Origin of the sequence: Pyruvatibacter sp., assembly GCF_040219635.1 — a bacterium.
Taxonomy (GTDB): Bacteria; Pseudomonadota; Alphaproteobacteria; order CGMCC-115125; family CGMCC-115125; genus Pyruvatibacter.
Genome location: NZ_JAVJSC010000003.1, coordinates 1,039,285 through 1,059,752, shown reverse-complemented (window position 1 = coordinate 1,059,752; position 20,468 = coordinate 1,039,285). Strand labels below are relative to the sequence as shown.

Here is a 20,468-nt window from a genome sequence, read left to right as displayed (position 1 = left end):
TAAACACGCGCTTTAAAAAGGGGAAACGACCATGATGATACTTCGCGCTGTTGCGATCTTCTATTTCATTGCCGTTGCGGCTCTGACCTATACCGCGACGATGCAGACCGGCTGGAACCTGATCGACGTTTTTGTCGGTGACATTGCCGCGATGAACTGGTCGGGACAGTTCAACGTTGATTTTGCAGCCTACCTCACTTTGTCGGCCATATGGATTGGGTGGCGACACAAGTTTTCAACCGGCGGCATTTTGCTAATGCCGCTGGCGCAGGTGGGCGGCATTCTGTTTCTCACGCCCTACCTGTTGTGGGCCATCGCCGACGCCAAGGGTGACGCGGTGAAGCTGCTCATCGGTGACCGCACGGCGGCCTGACGGCTAGCACGCCACGCCAAATGTGATGGTGATCTTGCGGACGGTTTTATCTGGCCACGCCATCCAGCCATACTCCTCGACGTCGCCCACCTGCACGCTTTCGCAGTGGGCGTCGCCGGGGCGTAACACGCGGGCGATGACGTCTGCCACCCTGCCATCAAGCTCTGCCTCAATGGTGTTTGAATAGGCGCTGGCGGGCACCAGAAAACTTGCGTCCTTCGGCCATATCTCCGGCACGCGGCCCGTGCCTGCATCCTGCCGCTCGTAACTCACCGTCATGAACTGAGAGTAGGCCTCCGGGAAGACGGCGCGGATGGCGCTGGTCATTTCGCCCGGCGGCGTAACTACCTGCATGTCCGCGCCGGGAATCTCCGCGTGGGCTGACAGCACCGCAGATGCAATGCCAACCGCAACGGCAATACTCAGCCCCAACCTTTTCATCTGGCAACCTCCCGCTTATCCACGCCTGTAGAAACGCCCATCCACTATACCCCACTTGCATCAACACGAATGCCGCGCTTTGCTTGGCGCAACACACAAGCAAATGAACCCAGGTGAGGTTTTCCATGGCTATTGATTACGATCACATCATGTCGCTGACATCGACCGGCGAAACGTTTTCCTATGGCGACCGCGAAACGATGCTCTATGCACTCGGCGTCGGCATGGCGCGCGACCCGCTGGCGCCCAAAGAGCTGCCGTATGTTTATGAAAGCGGCCTCAAGACCGTGCCTACCATGGCAACGGTCATCGCCTGGGGTGCCGGGCCGTTGCGCGATTCCGGTATCAACTATGTGATGGTCGTGCATGGGGAACAAAAACTGACCCTGCACCAGCCACTGCCCGCCGCTGCTGACATCATCGCCGACAGCAAGGTGATTGGCGCATATGACAAGGGCGCCGATAAAGGCGCGGTCATTGTCACGCAGACCGACATCCGGCTTGCAGAATCGGGCGACCCGCTGTGTACGCTGACCAGCACCACATTTGCCCGCGGCGACGGCGGGTTTGGCGGGCCCAAGGACGGTGCGCCCAAGCCACACGCCATTCCTGATCGCGCACCCGACCAGACCGTTGAGGTGGATACACGGCACGACCAGGCACTGCTCTACCGGCTGTCCGGCGACCGCAACCCGCTGCACTCAGACCCTGAGTTTGCCAAGGCGGCGGGCTTTCCTGCGCCCATTCTGCATGGGCTGTGTACCTACGGCACCTGCTGCCGGGCGCTGCTGGGCGCAGTAGCCGACTACGACCACACCAAAATTACCGGATTTGACGTGCGGTTTTCGTCGCCGGTGTTTCCCGGCGAAACAATTCTGATGGACATCTGGAAAGACGCAAACGTGGCCTCGTTTCGCGCGCGCCTGAAAGAGCGCGATGTGGTGGTTATCAACAACGGCAAGTGCACGTTGGCGAGCTAGACGGGGGGTTTTAGGCTTCCAGGCATGGTTACGTCGGATTCCTGACCTTCGCCCTTTTCCTTCTTGGCGGTTTTGGTGGGGTATTTGGCCTTTCCGCCATGCGGTGAGGGGCGTAGTGTTTTTGCCATGAGCAAAAACACCCGCACATCTGCGCAGCCGCACCGCGTCCTGATGATTGCCTATCCGGACGTGCAGATTCTCGACATTACCGGGCCGCTGGAGATTTTGGCGGGCGTCAACGATGCGCGCCGCAACCCCAAATCGTGGGCACCGGATGGCTACACGCCACAGCCCGGCGACGACCAGCCCGCCTACGAGCTGGTGATTGCCGCAGCACAGCCCGGCCCGTTTCGCACCACATCAGGTATGCAGCTTGTGGCGGATGTCGGTTTTGATGCGCTTACGGACGATTATCTTGAAGGTCTGCATACGCTCATGGTGCCCGGCGGTGACGGCACGGCACAGGCGATGGATGACCCCGCCGTGCTGGATGTTGTGGCGCGGGCGGGCGCTGCGGCAAAGCGCATTGCGTCGGTGTGCACCGGCACGTTCATTCTGGCCCGCGCCGGGCTGATCGACGGACGGCGCGTCACAACGCACTGGAATGTGTCGCACGTATTGGCGCGGATGTTTCCATCGCTCACGGTGGACGCGGATTCAATTTATGTGCGCGACGAACATGTGTGGTCTTCAGCGGGTGTGACGGCGGGCATGGATCTGGCGCTGGCGCTGGTGGAAGAAGACTGCGGGCGCGACATGGCGCTGTCGGTTGCGCGTCGCCATGTGTTGTTCATGATCCGCCCCGGCGGGCAGTCACAATTTTCAGCACAGCTCGTGGCGCAGCATGCGTCCAAAGGCAAGATCGGCGACATTGCGCAATACGTACTCGACCATGTGGCCGACGACTTGTCCGTGCCCGCACTGGCAGATCGCGCCCATATGAGCGAGCGCACATTGGCCCGTGCGTTTGTAAGCGAGACAGGTCTGACGCCGGGGCGGTTTGTGGAAGTGGCACGGGTGGAAGCAGCACGCCGCCACCTTGAAGAAACAGCCGACGACACCGAAACCATCGCCTGGTCCTGCGGGTTTTCAAGCGCTGAACAAATGCGCCGCGCGTTTCATCGTCGTGTTGGCGTCAGCCCGGCTGACTATCGGGCGCGCTTCAGGCGGATGCCTGTTGTGGGGCCACACGGACCGGTCACAAACCTCACCCTGCAATCTCCCACTCAAGGATCCGTACAATGAACATTGGCCTGCTGATTTTTGATGACGCCGAAGAACTGGATTTTGTCGGCCCTTATGAAGTGTTCACCATGGCCAACGAGGTGTTCACCTATCTGGGTAAGCCGGAGCCGGACAACGTGATGCTGATTTCGCAGTCGGGCAAGCCTGTGGCCTGCCGCAAAGGCATGACGGTCAATGCCCATGCAGGCTTTGATGATGCGCCTGCGCTAGACGTGCTGCTTGTTCCCGGCGGGGAAGGCACCCGCACACTGGTGAACAATGCCGATGTTCTGGACTGGGTCGCGAAGGTGGATGCGGGCACCACGTGGACAACCAGTGTGTGCACAGGTGCGCTTATTCTGACAGCCGCCGGCCCCGCAAAAAACAAGCGCGTCACAACACACTGGGCCTTCATTGACCAGTTGCGCGAGCGCAACGAAGCGGCCAGCGTTCTGGAAAACACACGCTATGTGCGCGACGGCAAGGTTGTGACGGCGGCAGGTGTGTCAGCGGGAATAGATATGGCGCTGTGGCTGGTGGGACAGATGCACGGCGAAGATCACGCGCGCGCCACACAGCGGGCGATGGAATATGACCCGGCTCCTCCCTATGCAGCAGCTGTTTAGCGCTTAGGCCGGACGCCGTCTGTCAGGCTGAGCGGCGTACATCTGACGGCTCCACAAGTCTTCCACCCTGCGCGCGCAGCTTTGCCAGTAGCTACAGTCTGAACGCTCGGCGCAGGTGTGAAACGCAGTGAGATGCTCGGCAGCTTCGCTGGTCATGTTGAACTCGATCAGCGCGCTGACGTCGTTCAGGCGATCAAGGCAGACTTTCTCCATAGGCTTTGTGGCCTCCTGTAGCGGCTCCACACGCAACCGTCATGGTCTGGAGCACAGCCCGTTATGCCAGGCGCAGGCCAATCGTGCGTTGACGTGCATCAACCCTGCGTCACAATGGGTGGAAATCACAAAACCCTTTGAGGATCTGCCCCATGTCACAAGCTGCCACGCCGCTCAAATCCCGGCCCGATCTCAATTTCGATACCACCCGCCCGCCGTCGCCGTTTCTGACAGCCGACCATGACGCCTGGCGGCAGACGCTGCGCAAATGGGTTGAAAAAGAGATCATGCCCTATGCCTCCGAGTGGGACGAGGCGGAGGCATTTCCTGAGGAGCTGTACAAAAAGGCCGCCGACGTGGGCCTGCTGCGGATGGGCTATCCGGAAGCGTATGGCGGCATCAAGGAGGGCATCGACCAGTTCCACGGCATTGTGACCTCTGAAGAACTGGCGCGCATTGGCGCGGGCGGCATCAATGCCAGCCTGATGGTGCATGGCATCGGTCTGCCGCCGATTATCAATATCGGTTCTGAAGAAATGAAAGAGCGGATTGCGCCGTCCGTGCTCGACGGCGACACGCACATATCTCTGGCCATCACCGAGCCATCGGGCGGCTCTGACGTGGCCAACATTCACACCCGCGCCGTGGACAAGGGCGACCACTACCTGGTCAACGGCTCCAAGATGTTTATCACCGGCGGTATGCGGGCGGACTATTTTACCACTGCCGTGCGCACCGGTGGCGACGGCACCAAGGGCATTTCGCTGTTGCTGATTGACGCAAAGCTGCCTGGTGTCTCGCGCACCCCGCTCAAGAAAATGGGCTGGTGGGCCTCTGACACCGCGGCGATTTATTTTGACGACGTGAAAGTGCCAAAGAGCGATCTCATCGGCACTGAAAACAACGGCTTTATCGGCATCATGATGAACTTCAACGGCGAGCGGCTGGGCATGGCCGCTGGTGCCAATGCCATGGCACGGGTGTGCCTGGAAGACGCAGCAGCATGGGCACGCGAGCGCACAACGTTTGGCAAGCGGCTGGCAGACCATCAGGTGATCCGCCACAAGATTGCCGACATGTATCAGCGCATTCAGGCAACGCAGGCCTATCTTGAAATGTGTGCGTGGCGCGTTGGACAGGGCGAAACGCCGGTGGCAGACCTCAGCATGCTGAAGGTTCAGGCGACAACCACGATGGAGTTTTGTGCGCGCGAGGCCATGCAGATTTTGGGCGGCAACGGCTATCTGCGTGGCGGACGTGTTGAGCGGATTTATCGCGAAGTGCGGGTCAACGCCATTGGCGGCGGCTCGGAAGAAATCATGCGCGACCTGACCGCGCGGCAGTTGGGGCTGTAACGTCTTCTGCGTAGAGCCAGTCCTGCCGTGACAATACGAAGCCCGGTGCCAGTTGGCCTGCAAGCCACATGGGGCCGTAGGTTGAGAGCTGTGCCAGAGATGTGCGCTTGTGAAAGGTTGCGGCGTTGGCGCGTGATCCTTTTTGCACGCCGCTGGTGCGCGCGATGCGCAGTGCATACACCCGTTCAAGCGCCGACGAAATATCATCGGGTGCCGCCGCACATTCACGCGCCAACACGTAAGCATCCTCGATTGCCATCACGGCGCCCTGCGCCATGAATGGGAGTGTGGGGTGCGCGGCATCGCCCATAAGGCACACGCGACCATCGCTCCAGCGCGGCAGCGGTTTGCGGTCGAACAATGCCCAGCGGTAATGGGCATCGGCGCGCTCTATCAGGTTGGTGAGTATCGGGTGCCAGCCTGCATAGTCTGCCAGCGCTTCGTCGCGGGTGCCTTGCTGCGTCCAGCTTTCGCTGCGCCAATCGTCACGCTCCACCACGCCCACAAAGTTGGCGAGGGTTCCACGGCGCAACCTGTACGTAACCGCATGACGCCCCGGGCCCGCCCAGACGCAGGCTGTGGGCGGTGGGGCAAGGTCACCAAGCTGATCCATAGGCACTACAGCGCGCCAGGCCACGTTGCCGGTAAAAACTGGTGCGTCCGCACCAACCATCTGTGTACGGATGGATGAATGAATGCCATCTGCGCCGATCAATACGTCGCCTTGCACACTTCCGCTGCTGCCCAGCTTTGCTGTGACGCCAGAAGAAGTGTTTTCATAACCACTGACAGCGGTAGAGAGATGCACGCTGCCCGCAGCGCCTGGCGCGTCGCCGGCTTCAAGCTGCGCTGCAAGAGCCGCCACAAGGTCTGCTCGGTGCACATGCAGATATGGCGCACCCCAGCGCTGGCGGGCAGCGTCACCTACAGGCACGCGAAACACGCGCACACCGGACTGCCCCATGCGGAACTCCAGTGCTTCGGGCTCGAAGGCTGACGCCTCAATGCGCTGTGCAACGCCCAGCGCCTGCAGCACTTTCATGCCGTTGGGGCTGATCTGGATGCCGGCCCCCACCTCGCCCAACTCAGGCGCGCGCTCAAATACGTCCACGTCCCAGCCAAAATGCCGGAACGCAAGCGCTGCCGTCAGCCCGCCAATACCGCCACCTGCAATCACTGCTTTCATCGGGGAAGCCTGCCATATGAGGTGCGTTCAGAGAACCAGCGCACGGCGTTTATCCGTAATCTGCCTATTGGTTGAGCATAGCAGTCTTGACCTAGGTCAAGCAGCAATCGCTATCAATCGCCCGGGCACGCATTTAGCCTAATCGCACAAAAACAAAAGCGTTCAGGGTCAGAAACAAGGAGGGGATGGCATGTCCACACCCCAAAATGGTGGCGGCGACGGCAAACCTGCCGTCTATCACCACGAGGGCGGCAACATGCCTGCCCACGATCATCACGATACGGAAGTTTTGTCGGAAGCCAGCGTGCGCGGATACTGGCACGCCAACCTGCAACTGCTGGGGGTGCTTCTGGCAGTCTGGTTCATTGTGTCATTCGGCTTTGGCATTCTGTTTGCCGAACCACTGAACTCAATTCAGTTCTTCGGCTTCAAACTCGGTTTCTGGTGGGCCCAGCAGGGCTCGATCTACGTCTTCATTGCCCTCATCGCCATCTACGTGGTGGCGATGAAACGCATCGATCGGCGCTACGGCGTTGACGACGACTAGATCGGGATCACAGGGGGACATCACATGGAAACGCAAACACTGATTTACATCTTCGTCGGCGCATCATTCGCGCTTTATGTCGGCATTGCGCTATGGGCGCGCGCTGGTTCAACAAGCGAGTTTTATGTTGCAGGCGGCGGCGTCCACCCGATTGCCAACGGCATGGCAACCGCGGCGGACTGGATGAGCGCTGCCTCGTTTATTTCGATGGCGGGCATCATTGCCTTTGCCGGCTATGACGGCTCGGTATATCTCATGGGCTGGACCGGCGGCTATGTGCTGCTGGCGCTGCTGCTGGCGCCCTATCTGCGCAAGTTCGGCCAGTTCACCGTGCCGGACTTCATAGGCGAGCGGTATTACTCATCGACAGCACGCATTGTGGGTGTCATCTGCCTGATTTTTATTTCCTTCACCTATGTGGCCGGGCAGATGCGCGGTGTGGGCATCGTGTTTTCGCGGTTCCTTGAGGTGGAAATCGAGATGGGCGTGGTGCTCGGCATGGCGGTGGTTTTCGTCTATGCGGTGCTCGGCGGCATGAAGGGCATTACCTATACGCAGGTGGCGCAGTATTGCGTGCTCATCTTCGCGTATCTGGTGCCGGCGATCTTCATTTCCATCCTGATTACCGGCAATCCCATTCCGCAGCTTGGCCTTGGGGCCACGGTGGCCGATGGCTCAGGACTTTCCGTGCTGGCTAAACTGGATGCCACACTTGTTGACCTTGGTTTCAGTGCATACACGGATGGATCAAAACAGGTGATTGACGTGTTTGCCATCACCTTCGCGCTGATGGTGGGCACTGCCGGGCTGCCGCATGTGATTGTGCGGTTCTTCACGGTGCCCAAAGTGTCGGATGCGCGCATCTCGGCCCTGTGGGCGCTCATCTTCATTGCCCTGCTTTACACAACAGCACCGGCGGTGGCGGCATTCGCCCGCCTCAATTTTATTGAGACGGTCAACAACACCCAGTACCAGGAAGCGCCTGCCTGGCTCCAGAACTGGGAGCAGATAGGTCTCATCGGCTGGATGGACAAGAACGGCGACGGTATCATTCAGTATGGAGCGGGTGCGCCATATGCGGGTTCACCGGACTTTACGGGCGAGATGGGTGCAAGCGGCGAGCGGGCGTTGGCCAATACGCCAAGCGACGCGGCCAACGAGATTTATGTAGACCGCGACATCTTCGTTCTGGCCAACCCGGAAATCGCACAGCTTCCCGGCTGGGTGATTGCACTGGTGGCTGCGGGCGGCCTCGCTGCCGCGCTCTCAACCGCTGCGGGCCTGTTGCTGGTGGTCTCAACCTCCATCAGCCATGACCTGATGAAGAAAACGCTGATGCCCAACATCACTGACAAGCAGGAGCTGCGATACGCGCGTATTGCAGCGGCGGTTGCCATCGGTGTGGCGGGCTATCTGGGGATCAATCCGCCGGGATTTGTGGCGCAGGTGGTGGCTTTTGCCTTCGGGCTGGCGGCCGCCTCGTTGTTCCCGGCGATCCTGATGGGCATCTTCCTCAAGGGCATGAACCGCGAGGGCGCGATTGCCGGCATGGTGACAGGCCTGACCTTCACCTTTGCCTACATCGTGTACTTCAAGTTCGTGTCGCCCGACCTCAACTCGGCGGAACACTGGCTACTGGGCATCTCGCCTGAAGGCATTGGCACGGTCGGCATGGTGCTGAACTTCGTTGTGGCCTTCGTGGTACGGATGTTTACCGCAGCGCCGCCCCTGGAAGTGCAGGACATGGTGGAAGACATCCGCGTGCCAACAGGTGCAGGCGTCGCCCACGCGCACTAGCAGCATTTAACGCTGGAAAAAAAAGACAAGGGCGGTCCGCTATTCGCGGGCCGCCCTCTTTTTTGCAGAAATGGTGGCGGATGATGCCTACAGATTAAAACCCCGTGTGATGCCGATGCGGCCGGTTATCTGATCACGCGTGCCGCCGGGGCCGGTCACAATCGGGCTGTCGGCGGCGTCACCAATCAGACGGCTGTAGGCGACGCTCCAGTTCAAAGACCAGGCATTGTCCAGGCTGTAGCGCAGGGCGGCCTGCGCACCCACATCCTTAAAGCCTGCATCAGCGGTATAGGTTGCATAGTTGCTTGCAGCAGCCTGTGTTGCGGTGACACCGAAGAAACTTTGCATATAGTCATCACTCGCCCATGTGCCGGTGACCGCGGGCATCAGGCTCATGCGCTGGTTAAGGCGCAGACGGGTTGCAACCTTGAGGCCGACAACCGCACCACCGTGGCCATCTGCCACCTCCTGCGCCGCATCAATGCCAAGCGAGATTCGCCCGATACCTGCCTGCACGAACCCGCCTGCCATGACGCCTGTATCCACATCACCAAGACCGCGCAGATCACCGTCGTCATCCTGATCGCGACCTATTGCCAGGCCCACAGCCGGACCTGCGCGCAAAGACCACGCGCCGTTTTTGCCGGAAACATCCAGCAGATTGTAAGACAACTGCACAGGTCTAAAATTAAACCCGTAATAGTCGTTGAGCGCCACGAACGGCAGGGCAGACAACTGCGTATCGTCTGAGCCTTCAAACACCGGCGCGGCCGCCGCGCCAATGCCAAGCAAAAGGGTGGGTTGCTGCGGGCGCATCTCATTGGCGGGGTTTGCGAATGCCGGGGTCACGAACAATACCAGGGCGAGAGCGCAGGCCGCCATGAAGGCATGAAGCGATTGCCACGTTTTTTCCGACTGCGGGCAGGCAACAGTGTCGACCATGGGAAGATACACTCCATTTTTCGGGTTCAGCGATGGACAATAGGGCTCGCAAAGGCTTTGTCCACCCAGGGACACCAGCCATCAACGAACATGTGTTCGCACATGACAAAGGGCGGCGTCCGGATGGACGCCGCCCTTAACATCAATCAGTTGGTGGGGAGGCTAGAAGCGGTAGCCTACGCCTGTGCCGATGACCCACGGGTCAAGATCGACATCTGCACGTACAGCGCTGTTCACGGTGGCATCGACGTTGACGAAGATTTTCTTCACGTCGAGGTTCCACGACCAGTTGCCGCTGATGGGCACATCCACACCGGCCTGCAAGGCCCAGCCGAAGCCGCCGTCATAGTCCACGCTTGTGCCAGCCGTATCATCTGCATTGTAGAGATGCGTGTAGTTGATACCGACACCCGCATAGGGACGGATCTGACCATCGGGAATGAAGTGGTACTGCAGCAGAAGCGTCGGCGGCAGAACCCACACATCACCCAGATCAAGGGTGCCACCACCGTTCAGATTCACACTCATGTCGTGGGGTGAGGTTGCGGCAATCAACTCAGCAGCGATGTTGGGCGTGAAGAAATAGGTGATGTCGATTTCCGGCACCACCGCGCCTTCAGCCTCGATGCTGCCGATATTTGGTGTAACGCTGGAACTCTCATCGGGAATAACCCCGATGATCCGGCCACGGATCATCCACGGGCTCTGGCCTGAGGTTGCGCCGTCTTCAGCAAGCGCGGTTGTGGCAGGAAGCGCTGTCAGCGCGGTTGCGGCCAGGAGCGCGGTTGCAAGTGATTTCAGAATTGTTTTGGACTGCATGATACGCGTCCCCTCTCGTCTTATTGCGGCTAGGTTGCCTAGTGAGCCGCACTTTATCGCTCACACGGGAGAGGTAATTGATCTGCATCAGGGTCAGGCGTGGCGCCCTGCGTCATTCGCGCGCACTTAGAGCGAAACGGTCTTGGAGTGTCAGCAGGGTCACCGACGCGGAACCGTACGCTATACTTGTGCACCGGGCCGGTGCGCGGCACCCTTTGCGCCCCCCCCACTCACCTGGCGTCAGCCCGGAGCATTCATACATGGCATCTTCGTCCCCCCCTCTCGCCTCCCCCGCCCTTTTCCTGCCCGGTGCCGTGAGCACGGAAACCCGTGAGATCAATCAGGCAATAGCAGCGCTGGTGGCACGTGGGCCGGACCCTTGGTCAGTTGAGCCGGCGGAGGCGCGTGCCATGCGCGAACGCGGTGAGGGGCCGTTTCCTGTTGCGCCGATCAGCGAGCGGGCGCGGGACATAGAGATTGCAGGGCCTGCCGGCCCGATTGCACTGCATATTATCGAGCCGCAGGGCGGACGGGACGCCACCCGGGGCATCTACCTGCATCTGCACGGCGGCGGCTGGATGTTTGGTGGAGCAAAACAGCAGGATTCGCTGCTGGAGCGGCTGGCAGACAATTGCGGCCTTGCGTGTATTTCAGTCGAATACCGGTTAGCTCCCGAGAACCCTTATCCAGCCGCACCCGACGATTGCGAGGCGGCGGCGCTCTGGCTGGTGTCAAACGCGGATGATTTTGGGGGCGGACCGCTGTTCATCGGCGGTGAATCGGCAGGTGGCCACCTTGCAGCCGTCACGCTGCTGCGCCTCAAGACCCGTCATGGACTGACACCTTTCAGGGGCACCAATCTGACATTTGGCTGCTTTGATCTGGCCCTGACCCCCAGCGCCCGTGCGTTTGGCGATACAGGGCCAACGCTCTCCACCCGCGATGTCGAGAACTTTGTCGGCAACTTCCTGCCCATCGGGACCGATCTGCGCGACCCGGATGTCTCACCGCTGCACGGCGACCTTGGCGGTCTGCCGGATGCACTGTTTGTTGTCGGCACGCGGGATGGCTTGCTGGACGACACGCTGTTCATGCATGGCCGCTGGCTTGCTGCGGGTAACGCCTCGGAACTTGGTGTTTATCCCGGAGGCGCACACGGATTTATCGCCTTTCCCGGTGCGCTGGCAGAGCAGGCGCTGACGCAGATTGACGGATTCTTCCTCAGCAGACTTTAATCGTTCATTATTTTGAACGATGTACTTTTTTCTCAGCCTCTGCCGCCCGCATCGCGCGCAGGCCCGACTAATCTTCGATATCTATTGACTATATGCCATTTTTTTGAACACTGTTTATTTTGCACTAGAACCGGCTACAGGATGACACGTGCATGGTTGATGCAGCACGAGACGCGGCCCGCAAAGCCCGCAAGGCCCAGGCGCGCGACGCGCGGGCGGCGCGCATTCTGGAGGCGGCGGCTATCGTGCTGGCAACTTCAGGCATAAGCGGCGTGACCATGCGGGCGGTGGCCGCAAAGGCGGGATATACAGCCGGCGCGGTCTATAACTATTTCGCTTCGAGGGAGGCTCTGCTGGCAGCGATTGCCGCAGATGAACTGGATGTGCTGGCAAAAGCGATGCGTCAGCAGCCAGCAAACCTTGGCGATCTGTCACGCGCCTGCACACGGGCCTTGCGCCGGGTAGTGCCGCTGCTTGTGGCAGCCAGGAGTGGCGACGTGCCCGCAGAAACAGAACGTGTGCTTACCGGGCGGGTGATTGCCGTTTTGCGGCTACTCGATGCAGCGATGCCGACCATCAAAGGAAGCTCACAGGCGCTGGACGTGATTGCGCTTTGGTCAGGCCTGACGGGGATTGCCCTGATGGCAGATAGCGGTCGGTTCGGTTCGCTGAATGTGGACGATGAAACCGTCCTTGCAGCGCTCATCGCACGCTTTGAAAGCTGACACCGCTGCGGCGAACCGTGCCATAATCTGACTTCAAATCGTTACTCCTCCCTCTGCACACCCCAAAAGCCCGATGATTGAAAGCTATCTGAGCGCTGTTGCCGTCGCTGAATGCGACGAGATGGGGCATATGAACATTCAGCATTACGCCGCCAAGGCGGAAGCTGCGGCCGATGTGCTGTCGGCGCTTGGCAACGCGGATCGCGGGCGCAGGGGTGGCCCGCAACAAATGCATCTGCGCTTTCACCGTGAAATGCTGGCGGGTGACCGATTGCGCGTGACTTCAGCGCGAGCAGATGATGCGCGATCTCAACGACTCGTCCACCACATAGAAAATGCCGGCACACGACTGGTATGCGCCACGGCGATCAGCACGTACGGCACGTCACGAGCACCGGATGCACCTGCGGGCGCAATAGCTGACGATGCCGCGCCACGCTCCCTCACACATCCGGCCACACATGACCTGACGCAGCGTGATGACCACATGGTGCGCACCCACCTTTCAGCCATTTCACCTGCTGATTGTCGCGCCGATACAATGACCATCCCGGCCTTCCTGCAACGGGTGTCACGCTGCCAGGCTCACCTGTGGGCGCTGGCGGGCCTTGACAGGCGCCAACAGGCACAAGCCGGGCTTGGCACCGCTTCGCTCGAGTTGAGGGTCACGCGGTTTGCCCCTGCCCTGCCGGGGCGACCCCTTGAAATTGTCACCAGCTTTACGCCGCCCACCGGCAAGGCCCTGCACTACAAGCATCTGGGGTTTGACATAGTGACGGGGGCTTGTTGTTTCATGGCGGAAGGCGTCGGCGTAATGATAGATCTGCGCACGCGGCGCGCGGTCAAGCCACCACTTGCGCAATCCAATTTTGCATAATCAGCATCCGGAGCTTTTGCGATGACAATTCTTGCGCCCCTACTGCGCTCAAGCGTACAGACATGGGAATGCGACGACATGGGGCACATGAATGTGCAGTTCTACGTCGCCAAGGCCAATGAAGGGCTGGACGTGCTGGCGCACCATCTGGGCTTTGGCCCGACGCAGGCCCGCACGCCTGGCAACGGGGCGGGCACAGCCGGGGCCATATTGCTGCCCCGCGAGCACCACATCCGGTTTCACCGCGAACAGCGCCCCGGCGCACCGCTTACCCTTGAAGGAAGTGTCACCGGGCGCGAAGGCGACACGCTGAAGGTTTACGAGGAGTTGACCAACACAGCCTCCGGTGTGGTGGCCGCCACCATCAATGCGGATGTTGTGCTGGCGGACGCTGCCACACGCGCGCGCCTCGCGCTGCCCGGCGTGATGGATGAAGCCATTGATAACATGATGACCGACGTCCCGCCGCACGGCCAGGCCCGCGGGTTGGAGATGGGTCCCGCCGTCGATGCGCCAGCACTGGCGCAGGCAGATGACATGGGCCTTGTCTATACGTGGCAGGGGGTGGTGAAACCCGCCCAGTGCGACATGCATGGGTTCATGTTGCAGCAGCACTTCATGGGCCTGGTTTCAGATTCGATACCCAACCTTCTGTCGCAGACACGCGGCGATGACCGATCATCAGACCCGAACATTGGCGGGGCAGCTCTTGAATACCGTTTTGTCTATCGGCAGTGGCCGCGTGTCGGCGACATCCTGACATTGCGCAGCGGCCTCAAGCATGTAGGCCCCAAGACCTACACCTGGGCGCACTGGATGTTTGATGTTGAAACCGGCAAGGCTGTAGCCACGGCAGAAGCTGTGGCGGTGACGCTTGACCTTGTGGCCCGCAGGGCAATCGGCATTCCCGATGCCATGCGCGCGCATCTTGAGAGCAAACTGGTGCCGGGGATTGGAGCCTAGGGCGCAGGATCACCGTTCGGGGGCGCGCCGATTTCCTGATCCAGTTCTTCCATTTCCTGCCGCATGATTTTGACGATCCGCCCAAACCGCTCCGCCACGCTTTCAAAAACATCCATCGCGGCATCCACATCCTCGGGCGTGGTGACATCGGGCTTTGCGCCGAGCTCCACTATCTGTGCCCGCAGGTCGGCATTTTCAGCCTTGAGACGCGCGTTTTCATTCTCAAGAGATGACCGGTCATCAGCGGCGGGCGCACACGCCCAGTCACTGGCTGCACCCGAGCAGACGGACACAGCGCCGGTTTGCGTATCAAGACGCAAAAAGCCGCCTTCTATGGCCTGCATGGTGAAGCGACCTGGCTCATCAGCACGCGCGTCGAACATGCCGGCAGATGCAGGCAGACATATTGCGGCGGCAATAGTGGCAGCGGAGAACGCAAAAATTGTTCTTGTCACTGGGACTTCCCCTTCAAGCGACACCCACGATCTGGATAGTGCCGGATTTGGACTATTGTGTGATGCCAGCGTCGGGAAAATGCAGGCTCAGACCAACATGCCCTTGCGCCCCAGCCAGTCCACAACAAGCGTCACGGCTTCGCCCATCTTGTCGGGCTGGCCAATATAGTAGTGGGTGGCTCCCTTGATGGTGTGACGCTCCTTGTCGTCGTGGCCGATCCCCGCATAGATGCGCTCCGCGTGGCTCGGCGTACAGCCGTCATCCGCTGAGTTGTCAATCACCAGAAACGGCACCTTGATACCGGCCGCGCATTTAGGGCCGTCGGCACGGCTCTCAGCATATGACCATTGCGACAGCCAGCTCCGCAACGAACAAAACCGCGCAATGCCGGCAGGCATCATGTTCACCACGCGCGGCTCGCCCATGTAGCACCAGTTGGGGGCCTTGCGGTCATTGGGGTCAATGGTCGGGTCCAGCCAGCGCGGGTCCGCCATTGTTCCGTACACAACAAAACAGTGCTCCTCGTTGGGGCGGCCTGTCTTTTTCAGAAACGCCAGCTTGTCGTGCACGAAATCATCAATCCGTTTTGAACGGGCGACCTGTGCGGCGCGGAAGGTTTCCAGAAAATCCGCGGAGTAAGGCGGCTGGTTTGGCGCTGTCTCATCATAGAGGTCCAGGGCTTTTATGCGCTTTTCAGGGTCAAGCTCATCGGCGACGGCGGGGTCAATCCACTCCGTCAAAATGATGGCACGGCTCACATGCGCTGCGAGCTGCAACACGGCATCCGCCGGTATAAGGTCCGCACCCTTTACGTCCACCGGGTCACCGGCGGGCGTTGTCTCGATTGTCGGATTTTCCGCCTGCGACTGATAGAACATCGACAGCGACCCGCCACCAGACCAGCCGGCCAGAATGACCTTTTCATAGCCCAGCTTCTCTTTCGCGTAGCGGATGTAGTGACCCATATCGAGGATCACTTTTTCCATGATGAGCGCCGTGTCGTTATTGGGATAGCGACTGCCGCATGTGAGGCACGGGATGCCCGCCGCCGCCAGCGCATTTGGCATTGGCAGCAGGTTCATGATGCCGGACGGGTGCATGAAAATGAGCACCGTCTTGCTGTCAGAGCCTTTGGGTTTCAGGTGCTGGCCCTCCACCACAACCGTATCCATTGCGCCGGCATAGGTTTCCTTGAACGCGGACTTTTCGGTCCAGTACAGGAAAAACGCCTCGCGCTCGACGTCATAGACCTTTGGGTCAGCCATGGAGTCCTCCGGATACGGATGATGAATTGAGAAATGTCATGATGTGCGTTTCGAATGCTCAGGTGCCAGCGGATCAACGAAGCTGTCGCCAAACTTTTCGTCACGCTGGGCAAAGGCCGCCTTGAGGCCGTGCTCTTTAACGGTGTTGCGAAACGTATCGGCTGCACGCGCGCGATGTCCGCGCGCATCGTTCTCGCAGGCAAGGCGCTGTAGAGTGCGGGCGCCCATCAGTTCCAGCCCCAGATTGACGATGCGTTTTTGTGTGGAGAGCAGGTCCGGGTCAATCAGTGCCATGCGCCGCGCCAGGTGCTCAACTTCCGCCGTAAGCTCATCCGCAGGCACTGATTTGAGCACAAGTCCAATGCCCGCTGCATCCTTGCCGTTGATGCTGTCGCCGGTCAGCAGCAGACGCTTGGCCCATTGCGGCCCACAATGATAAAGCCACATCTGGTTGGGCAATGAGCCCAGGTCCCGCGCGGGCGGGAACGCGATGACTGCATCATCTGCTGCGATCACCATATCGGCCAGAAAGGCCACATCCGTTCCACCTGCAAGGCAACGCCCGTGAACAGCGGCGATCACCGGCTTGTGCATGTCGAAAATCGTCATGCGCAGACGCTGCTGGCGTTCGAGCTGCCAGATGTCATCGTCTATGGTTCTGGCACCGCGCCTTGTTGTGTCACGCTGCGGCTGTTCACCCAGGTCATACCCTGCGCAGAAGTCCTGCCCCTGCCCGCTGATAACCACGCAGTGAATGTCGGTGCGTTCGTCGGCGTCCCACAATGCGTCTGCCAGTTCCTGTTGCAACGCAAGAGATAGCGCATTTCGTTTGTCGGGTCGCGCAAGCGCAATATGCGCCACACCGTCGCGGTGTTCGATGGCGATAGCACTCATTCAGCCGCTCCGCGCAGCGCGGCGCGCTTGAAGTCAGGATCACGCTTGTTGAGGAATGCATCTACCGCTTCGTGATGCTCCGGCGTTGTCCAGCACTCTTTCAACGCATCCGTTTCGCGGCGCTGCACAAGGGTCATGTCGGTTTCTGCCATGTTCTGCGACAATAGCTGCTTGGTCATCCGCATCATCGGCTGCGGGTTGTCGGCAAACATGGCGGCGACTTCATGCACCTTGTCCCACAGTTGCTCTTTGGGCACCGCATAGTTGGCAAGACCGAACTCGGCGACTTCGCTTCCCGTATATATTTTGCCTGACAGCATCATTTCGCTGGTTCTGGCAAAGCCCATGCGGGCGATTGCATAATGCGAGGAGGCCAGCTCCGGCACGATGCCGACCTTCACAAACACCAGCCCGAACTTCGCATCGTCCGCAGCGATAATCACGTCAAACGGCAAAATCTGTGTGACGCCGATGCCCACGGCCGGACCGTTGACGGCGGCGATCATCGGCTTGGACGACCGTACAAGTCCGATCCAGTCCAGCCCGGCAGGTAGCCCGCCGGAGCCGCCCGCGGTGTCATTGCCAGGGTCGGTACCATCAAGGCGCGACTTGAATGTTTCCTGCATGTCGGCACCGGCACAAAAGCCGCGGCCCTCGCCGGTGAGCACGATACAGGCCACGTCCGGGTCATTGTTGGCGACGCCGAAGGCATGTGCCATTTCTTCGGCCATGCGCGGCGTCCATGCATTGAGCTTTTCAGGCCGCGACATGGTGACGACTCCGAGAACGCCATCACGCGCATAGGTTATCTGTGTGTAGTCCATTGCCACCTCCCCTGTTGCCCGTTTGGGCGGCCCGGCTTTTGATGCCAGGTCAACTTTGCTGGACCCAAGTCTAGCAAGTGGCAGGGTGGCGGCAAGGGGTGTTACGCCTGATGCTGCGCGACGTCTCTAGTGGTCGTCGGGGTGGCTGTGGGGTGCTGCGATGGGGTCGTCCGTAAACAGCCGCTCTTTCATCTCTTTGGCAAACTGCTCGTCATTGCGGCGCAGCCACTCCATCACCATCACGGCGTGCTCGATTTCCTCGTTCATGTTGTGAATGAGGATTTTCTTCAGCGCGTCGTCCGTGCACCCGTCGGCGCGCTGGCGATACCAGTCGGCGGCTTCCAGCTCTTCCATCAACGACACGATGGCACGATGCATGTTGAGCGTTTTCTCGCTCAGCTTCTCGATCGGTTCATGCAGACCTTCACTCGACATTCGCAAGGCTCCCGTAGTTGTCCGTCAGGCAAGGACGGTTTTGAAGTTGGTACGTGTGATGCGTGGGTACCCGGACAGCGACACTACCTCCGACAAGCCGGCTTTTGCCAGCATCGCGTCCACGGCCTTCTTGTCTGCGCCGCTGAGGCTTTCATAAAAGTCCAAGGGGCGTTGCATCATCCACAGATCAAACGTGAAGATGGCGCGCTCTGCCGTCACGCCGCCCAGCGTGAAAGCGTGCGTACCCAACGCGCGGGGAATCTCGGTGCCTGGCGACTGATCTTCAGCCCATGCGGTGAACGCCGCAGCGGTCTTTTCAAGCACCGGCAGATACTCGACAGCAAAACGGTTGAGCAGAGGAACGATCGTATCCGGCACGGTGTCGTTAGGCAGGAATGTGCCGCCGCGCGGTGTCGGCGGCTCAACCATCCGCTCCACCCAGCGCGCAACACGCGGCGCGGTCGCCTTCATCATTTCGCCGGATTTGGGGTCGCGGTAATTATGCGCATAAAGCGGACCTATAAGGCCGTAGTCGCCAATGGAAGGGCGCGAGCCGAACAGATAGTCGTGATGCTCGAAATGCGCACTCAGCTCCGCCAGCAGCGCCTCGTAGCTTTCCTCGATGGCGCTGCGGGTTTCAGGCAGCACACCCAGAAACGGCAGCGACCCACGAAACGGCCCGGCGCGCTTTTCGCCGATTTCACGCTGTTCCTGCGGCGTGGCATCGGGTGCAGACAGCGCGCCGAACTGGGTGAGGATCCAGTCCTCATTGTAGTTCCAGCGATAGTGCATGGCGGGCAGCTTCATCCACTCATCACCAAACACCTCGATGAGCAGGGCAGCCATTTTTTGCGCCGGGCCGCCTGGATAGACAGACGGGTCCGGGTCCAGCGTCTCGAAATGGTCGATGATCTCGGACGTGTCCTGTACGGTTTCATCCGTGTCCGTCACAAGCACGGGGATCACCGGCCAGCCGACGCGCGGCAGGATGATCTGCTTATAGACATCAACATTTGCCTGAACTTCTGTGTACGGAACCTGCTTCCAGTCCATATAGGCGCGCGCCTTGCCCGTGTAGAGGGAAATGGCGCCGCCATAGAGCGTGTTTTGAGGCATAGCAACCCAATCATCAGTGCTTCCCCGCGACTTGATCGCAGGGTCCAGAGCCATGTGGCACTGTATATTCGTGTAGCCCTGGGTCCCGCAGTCAAGCCGCGGAAAGGCAAGGACAGGAAAAGTCGGGATTACTCAGCCGCGTTCGCAGCCGCGACACCCCATTTGGCGCGGAAGAACTCACCGATGCGGCGATTGGCTTCGGCTGCTTCGGGCATGATGAAATGAAACATGTGAAACACGTGGATCATCTCGTCCCAGATTTCGAGCTTGGTCTCAACGCCTGCTGCCCTGGCGCGCTTGTCGAGCTCCTCTGAGTCACCCAGCAGCGTCTCGTGATCGCCCACCTGAATGAGCATTGGCGGCAGGCCCTTGAGGTCTGCAAAAAGCGGCGACACGCGCGGGTCGTCGGCGGGCAGACTGCCACGATACTTTGCGGCCATGTCCAGCAGGCCGTCCTTTTGCACCATTGGGTCCACGTCAGCGCGACTCTCAAGCGTCGGCGAATTGCCGGTGAGGTCCACCCATGGCGAGATGGGCGCCGCAGCAGCCGGAAGCGCCACGCCCTTGTCACGCAGGGCCACAAGCGTTGCCACTGTCAGGCCGCCGCCCGCACTGTCGCCGGAGATGGCGAGATTGGCAGCGTCATAGCCCTGGTCGAGCAGGAACTGGTATGCCGCAACCGCGTCGTCAATCGCTGCCGGGCACGCATCTTCCGGCCCCATGCGATAATCAATCACCAGCAGTTTCGCATTCGTTTCGCCCGCAATGGCTGCTGCCAGCGAGCGGTGGGTGACAGGCGAGCCGATGACGTAGCCGCCGCCATGCAGATACAGCACCGCGTGCTTGTCGGAGGCACCGGGCATCGACACCCATTCACCGGGCACGCCGTTGGCCGTCACGGGCTCGATGATGGCCCCCTCGGCAACCGGAAAACCGGCAGTAGCCGCCACCATGCCGTCGCGCTGCTCCTGCACAGTTTTCTCGCCTTCGGCAATGGGGGCTGCCGCCAAAATCTCCAGAACCTGCTTCAGACCTTCGCTCGCCATGATGCGTCTCCCTGTGTGTTTTGTTTGTATTCAAATGCTGTTGGGAAGCACCTTAGCCCGCGCGATGCACTTGTGCGACTCCGGCGTAACCGCTTGGGCGGCTTGCCTTTCAGCCACAACTCACTTCAG

Annotated in this window: 24 protein-coding genes; 11 read left to right on the top strand and 13 right to left on the bottom strand. The window is 60.2% G+C overall.

Annotated elements, in window-relative coordinates; all coding sequences use genetic code 11:
- The first annotated feature begins 31 nt into the window (after positions 1-31).
- Positions 32-373, top strand: a complete 342-nt coding sequence (locus RIB87_RS08480; protein ID WP_350145506.1) for a hypothetical protein — start codon at positions 32-34, stop codon at positions 371-373.
- A gap of 3 nt (positions 374-376) precedes the next feature.
- On the opposite strand, the gene RIB87_RS08475 is transcribed toward RIB87_RS08480, so the two are convergent.
- On the bottom strand, positions 377-814 hold the full coding sequence (locus RIB87_RS08475; protein ID WP_350145504.1) for a hypothetical protein: 438 nt from the start codon (positions 812-814) through the stop codon (positions 377-379).
- A gap of 125 nt (positions 815-939) precedes the next feature.
- Here RIB87_RS08475 and RIB87_RS08470 point away from each other — a divergent pair, with 125 nt between their 5' ends.
- A complete protein-coding gene (locus RIB87_RS08470) occupies positions 940-1,794 on the top strand; it encodes a MaoC/PaaZ C-terminal domain-containing protein (RefSeq protein ID WP_350145502.1) in 855 nt (284 codons plus the stop codon).
- On the opposite strand, the gene RIB87_RS08465 is transcribed toward RIB87_RS08470, so the two are convergent.
- On the bottom strand, positions 1,791-1,922 hold the full coding sequence (locus RIB87_RS08465; protein WP_350145500.1) for a hypothetical protein: 132 nt from the start codon (positions 1,920-1,922) through the stop codon (positions 1,791-1,793). The two genes, RIB87_RS08470 and RIB87_RS08465, sit on opposite strands and share 4 nt — an antisense overlap.
- Between RIB87_RS08465 and RIB87_RS08460 the strand changes: the two genes are divergently transcribed.
- Both RIB87_RS08460 and RIB87_RS08455 read left to right on the top strand, forming a co-directional pair.
- Entirely contained in the window at positions 1,921-3,039 is a 1,119-nt protein-coding gene (locus RIB87_RS08460; RefSeq protein WP_350145498.1) for a GlxA family transcriptional regulator, read from the top strand. The two genes, RIB87_RS08465 and RIB87_RS08460, sit on opposite strands and share 2 nt — an antisense overlap.
- A complete protein-coding gene (locus RIB87_RS08455) occupies positions 3,036-3,644 on the top strand; it encodes a DJ-1/PfpI family protein (RefSeq protein WP_350145496.1) in 609 nt (202 codons plus the stop codon). Before RIB87_RS08460 ends, RIB87_RS08455 begins: the two co-directional genes overlap by 4 nt.
- A gap of 3 nt (positions 3,645-3,647) precedes the next feature.
- Here the strand turns inward: RIB87_RS08455 and RIB87_RS08450 are convergent, their stop codons facing one another.
- A complete protein-coding gene (locus RIB87_RS08450; protein ID WP_350145494.1) occupies positions 3,648-3,857 on the bottom strand; it encodes a hypothetical protein in 210 nt (69 codons plus the stop codon).
- A gap of 152 nt (positions 3,858-4,009) precedes the next feature.
- On the opposite strand from RIB87_RS08450, the gene RIB87_RS08445 reads away from it, so the two are divergent.
- The gene (locus RIB87_RS08445; protein WP_350145492.1) at positions 4,010-5,212 is read left to right on the top strand and encodes an acyl-CoA dehydrogenase family protein; all 1,203 of its coding nucleotides are present in this window, start codon (positions 4,010-4,012) and stop codon (positions 5,210-5,212) included.
- Here the strand turns inward: RIB87_RS08445 and RIB87_RS08440 are convergent.
- Positions 5,175-6,398 (bottom strand): FAD-dependent monooxygenase, encoded by a 1,224-nt coding sequence (locus RIB87_RS08440; RefSeq protein ID WP_350145490.1) that lies wholly within the window; start codon positions 6,396-6,398, stop codon positions 5,175-5,177. The two genes, RIB87_RS08445 and RIB87_RS08440, sit on opposite strands and share 38 nt — an antisense overlap.
- Before the next feature lie 190 nt (positions 6,399-6,588).
- On the opposite strand from RIB87_RS08440, the gene RIB87_RS08435 reads away from it, so the two are divergent.
- Positions 6,589-6,945, top strand: a complete 357-nt coding sequence (locus tag RIB87_RS08435) for a DUF4212 domain-containing protein (protein ID WP_350145488.1) — start codon at positions 6,589-6,591, stop codon at positions 6,943-6,945.
- 24 nt (positions 6,946-6,969) lie between these two features.
- Complete coding sequence (locus RIB87_RS08430; protein WP_350145486.1) at positions 6,970-8,742, top strand: sodium:solute symporter family protein; 1,773 nt, start codon at positions 6,970-6,972, stop codon at positions 8,740-8,742.
- An 87-nt stretch (positions 8,743-8,829) separates the two neighbouring features.
- Here the strand turns inward: RIB87_RS08430 and RIB87_RS08425 are convergent, their stop codons facing one another.
- Positions 8,830-9,684 carry a MipA/OmpV family protein gene (locus tag RIB87_RS08425; protein ID WP_350145484.1) on the bottom strand — a complete coding sequence of 285 codons (855 nt, stop codon included), beginning with the start codon at positions 9,682-9,684 and terminating at the stop codon, positions 8,830-8,832.
- A 162-nt stretch (positions 9,685-9,846) separates the two neighbouring features.
- Entirely contained in the window at positions 9,847-10,503 is a 657-nt protein-coding gene (locus RIB87_RS08420; protein WP_350145482.1) for an OmpW/AlkL family protein, read from the bottom strand.
- Positions 10,504-10,763: 260 nt separating this feature from the next.
- Between RIB87_RS08420 and RIB87_RS08415 the strand changes: the two genes are divergently transcribed.
- The 4 genes from RIB87_RS08415 (at position 10,764) to RIB87_RS08400 (ending at position 14,303) form a co-directional block, all read left to right on the top strand.
- Complete coding sequence (locus tag RIB87_RS08415; protein ID WP_350145480.1) at positions 10,764-11,738, top strand: alpha/beta hydrolase; 975 nt, start codon at positions 10,764-10,766, stop codon at positions 11,736-11,738.
- 152 nt (positions 11,739-11,890) lie between these two features.
- The gene (locus tag RIB87_RS08410; RefSeq protein ID WP_350145478.1) at positions 11,891-12,463 is read left to right on the top strand and encodes a TetR/AcrR family transcriptional regulator; all 573 of its coding nucleotides are present in this window, start codon (positions 11,891-11,893) and stop codon (positions 12,461-12,463) included.
- 73 nt (positions 12,464-12,536) lie between these two features.
- Positions 12,537-13,340 (top strand): thioesterase family protein, encoded by an 804-nt coding sequence (locus RIB87_RS08405; RefSeq protein ID WP_350145476.1) that lies wholly within the window; start codon positions 12,537-12,539, stop codon positions 13,338-13,340.
- 21 nt (positions 13,341-13,361) lie between these two features.
- Complete coding sequence (locus tag RIB87_RS08400; protein WP_350145474.1) at positions 13,362-14,303, top strand: thioesterase family protein; 942 nt, start codon at positions 13,362-13,364, stop codon at positions 14,301-14,303.
- On the opposite strand, the gene RIB87_RS08395 is transcribed toward RIB87_RS08400, so the two are convergent.
- From RIB87_RS08395 to RIB87_RS08365, 7 genes are all read right to left on the bottom strand, one after another.
- Positions 14,300-14,758 carry a hypothetical protein gene (locus tag RIB87_RS08395; protein WP_350145472.1) on the bottom strand — a complete coding sequence of 153 codons (459 nt, stop codon included), beginning with the start codon at positions 14,756-14,758 and terminating at the stop codon, positions 14,300-14,302. The two genes, RIB87_RS08400 and RIB87_RS08395, sit on opposite strands and share 4 nt — an antisense overlap.
- Positions 14,759-14,845: 87 nt before the next feature.
- The gene (locus RIB87_RS08390) at positions 14,846-16,024 is read right to left on the bottom strand and encodes an alpha/beta hydrolase (protein ID WP_350145470.1); all 1,179 of its coding nucleotides are present in this window, start codon (positions 16,022-16,024) and stop codon (positions 14,846-14,848) included.
- A 36-nt stretch (positions 16,025-16,060) separates the two neighbouring features.
- Complete coding sequence (locus RIB87_RS08385; RefSeq protein ID WP_350145468.1) at positions 16,061-16,918, bottom strand: crotonase/enoyl-CoA hydratase family protein; 858 nt, start codon at positions 16,916-16,918, stop codon at positions 16,061-16,063.
- Positions 16,915-17,742, bottom strand: coding sequence for an enoyl-CoA hydratase/isomerase family protein (locus RIB87_RS08380; RefSeq protein WP_350145466.1), 828 nt, complete (start codon positions 17,740-17,742; stop codon positions 16,915-16,917). Before RIB87_RS08380 ends, RIB87_RS08385 begins: the two co-directional genes overlap by 4 nt.
- Before the next feature lie 126 nt (positions 17,743-17,868).
- Complete coding sequence (locus tag RIB87_RS08375) at positions 17,869-18,177, bottom strand: ferritin family protein (protein ID WP_350145464.1); 309 nt, start codon at positions 18,175-18,177, stop codon at positions 17,869-17,871.
- Positions 18,178-18,201: 24 nt separating this feature from the next.
- Positions 18,202-19,293: a glutathione S-transferase family protein gene (locus RIB87_RS08370; protein WP_350145462.1), complete on the bottom strand. Its 1,092-nt coding sequence runs from the start codon at positions 19,291-19,293 to the stop codon at positions 18,202-18,204.
- A gap of 128 nt (positions 19,294-19,421) precedes the next feature.
- The gene (locus RIB87_RS08365; protein WP_350145460.1) at positions 19,422-20,339 is read right to left on the bottom strand and encodes an alpha/beta hydrolase; all 918 of its coding nucleotides are present in this window, start codon (positions 20,337-20,339) and stop codon (positions 19,422-19,424) included.
- Positions 20,340-20,468 lie beyond the last annotated feature (129 nt).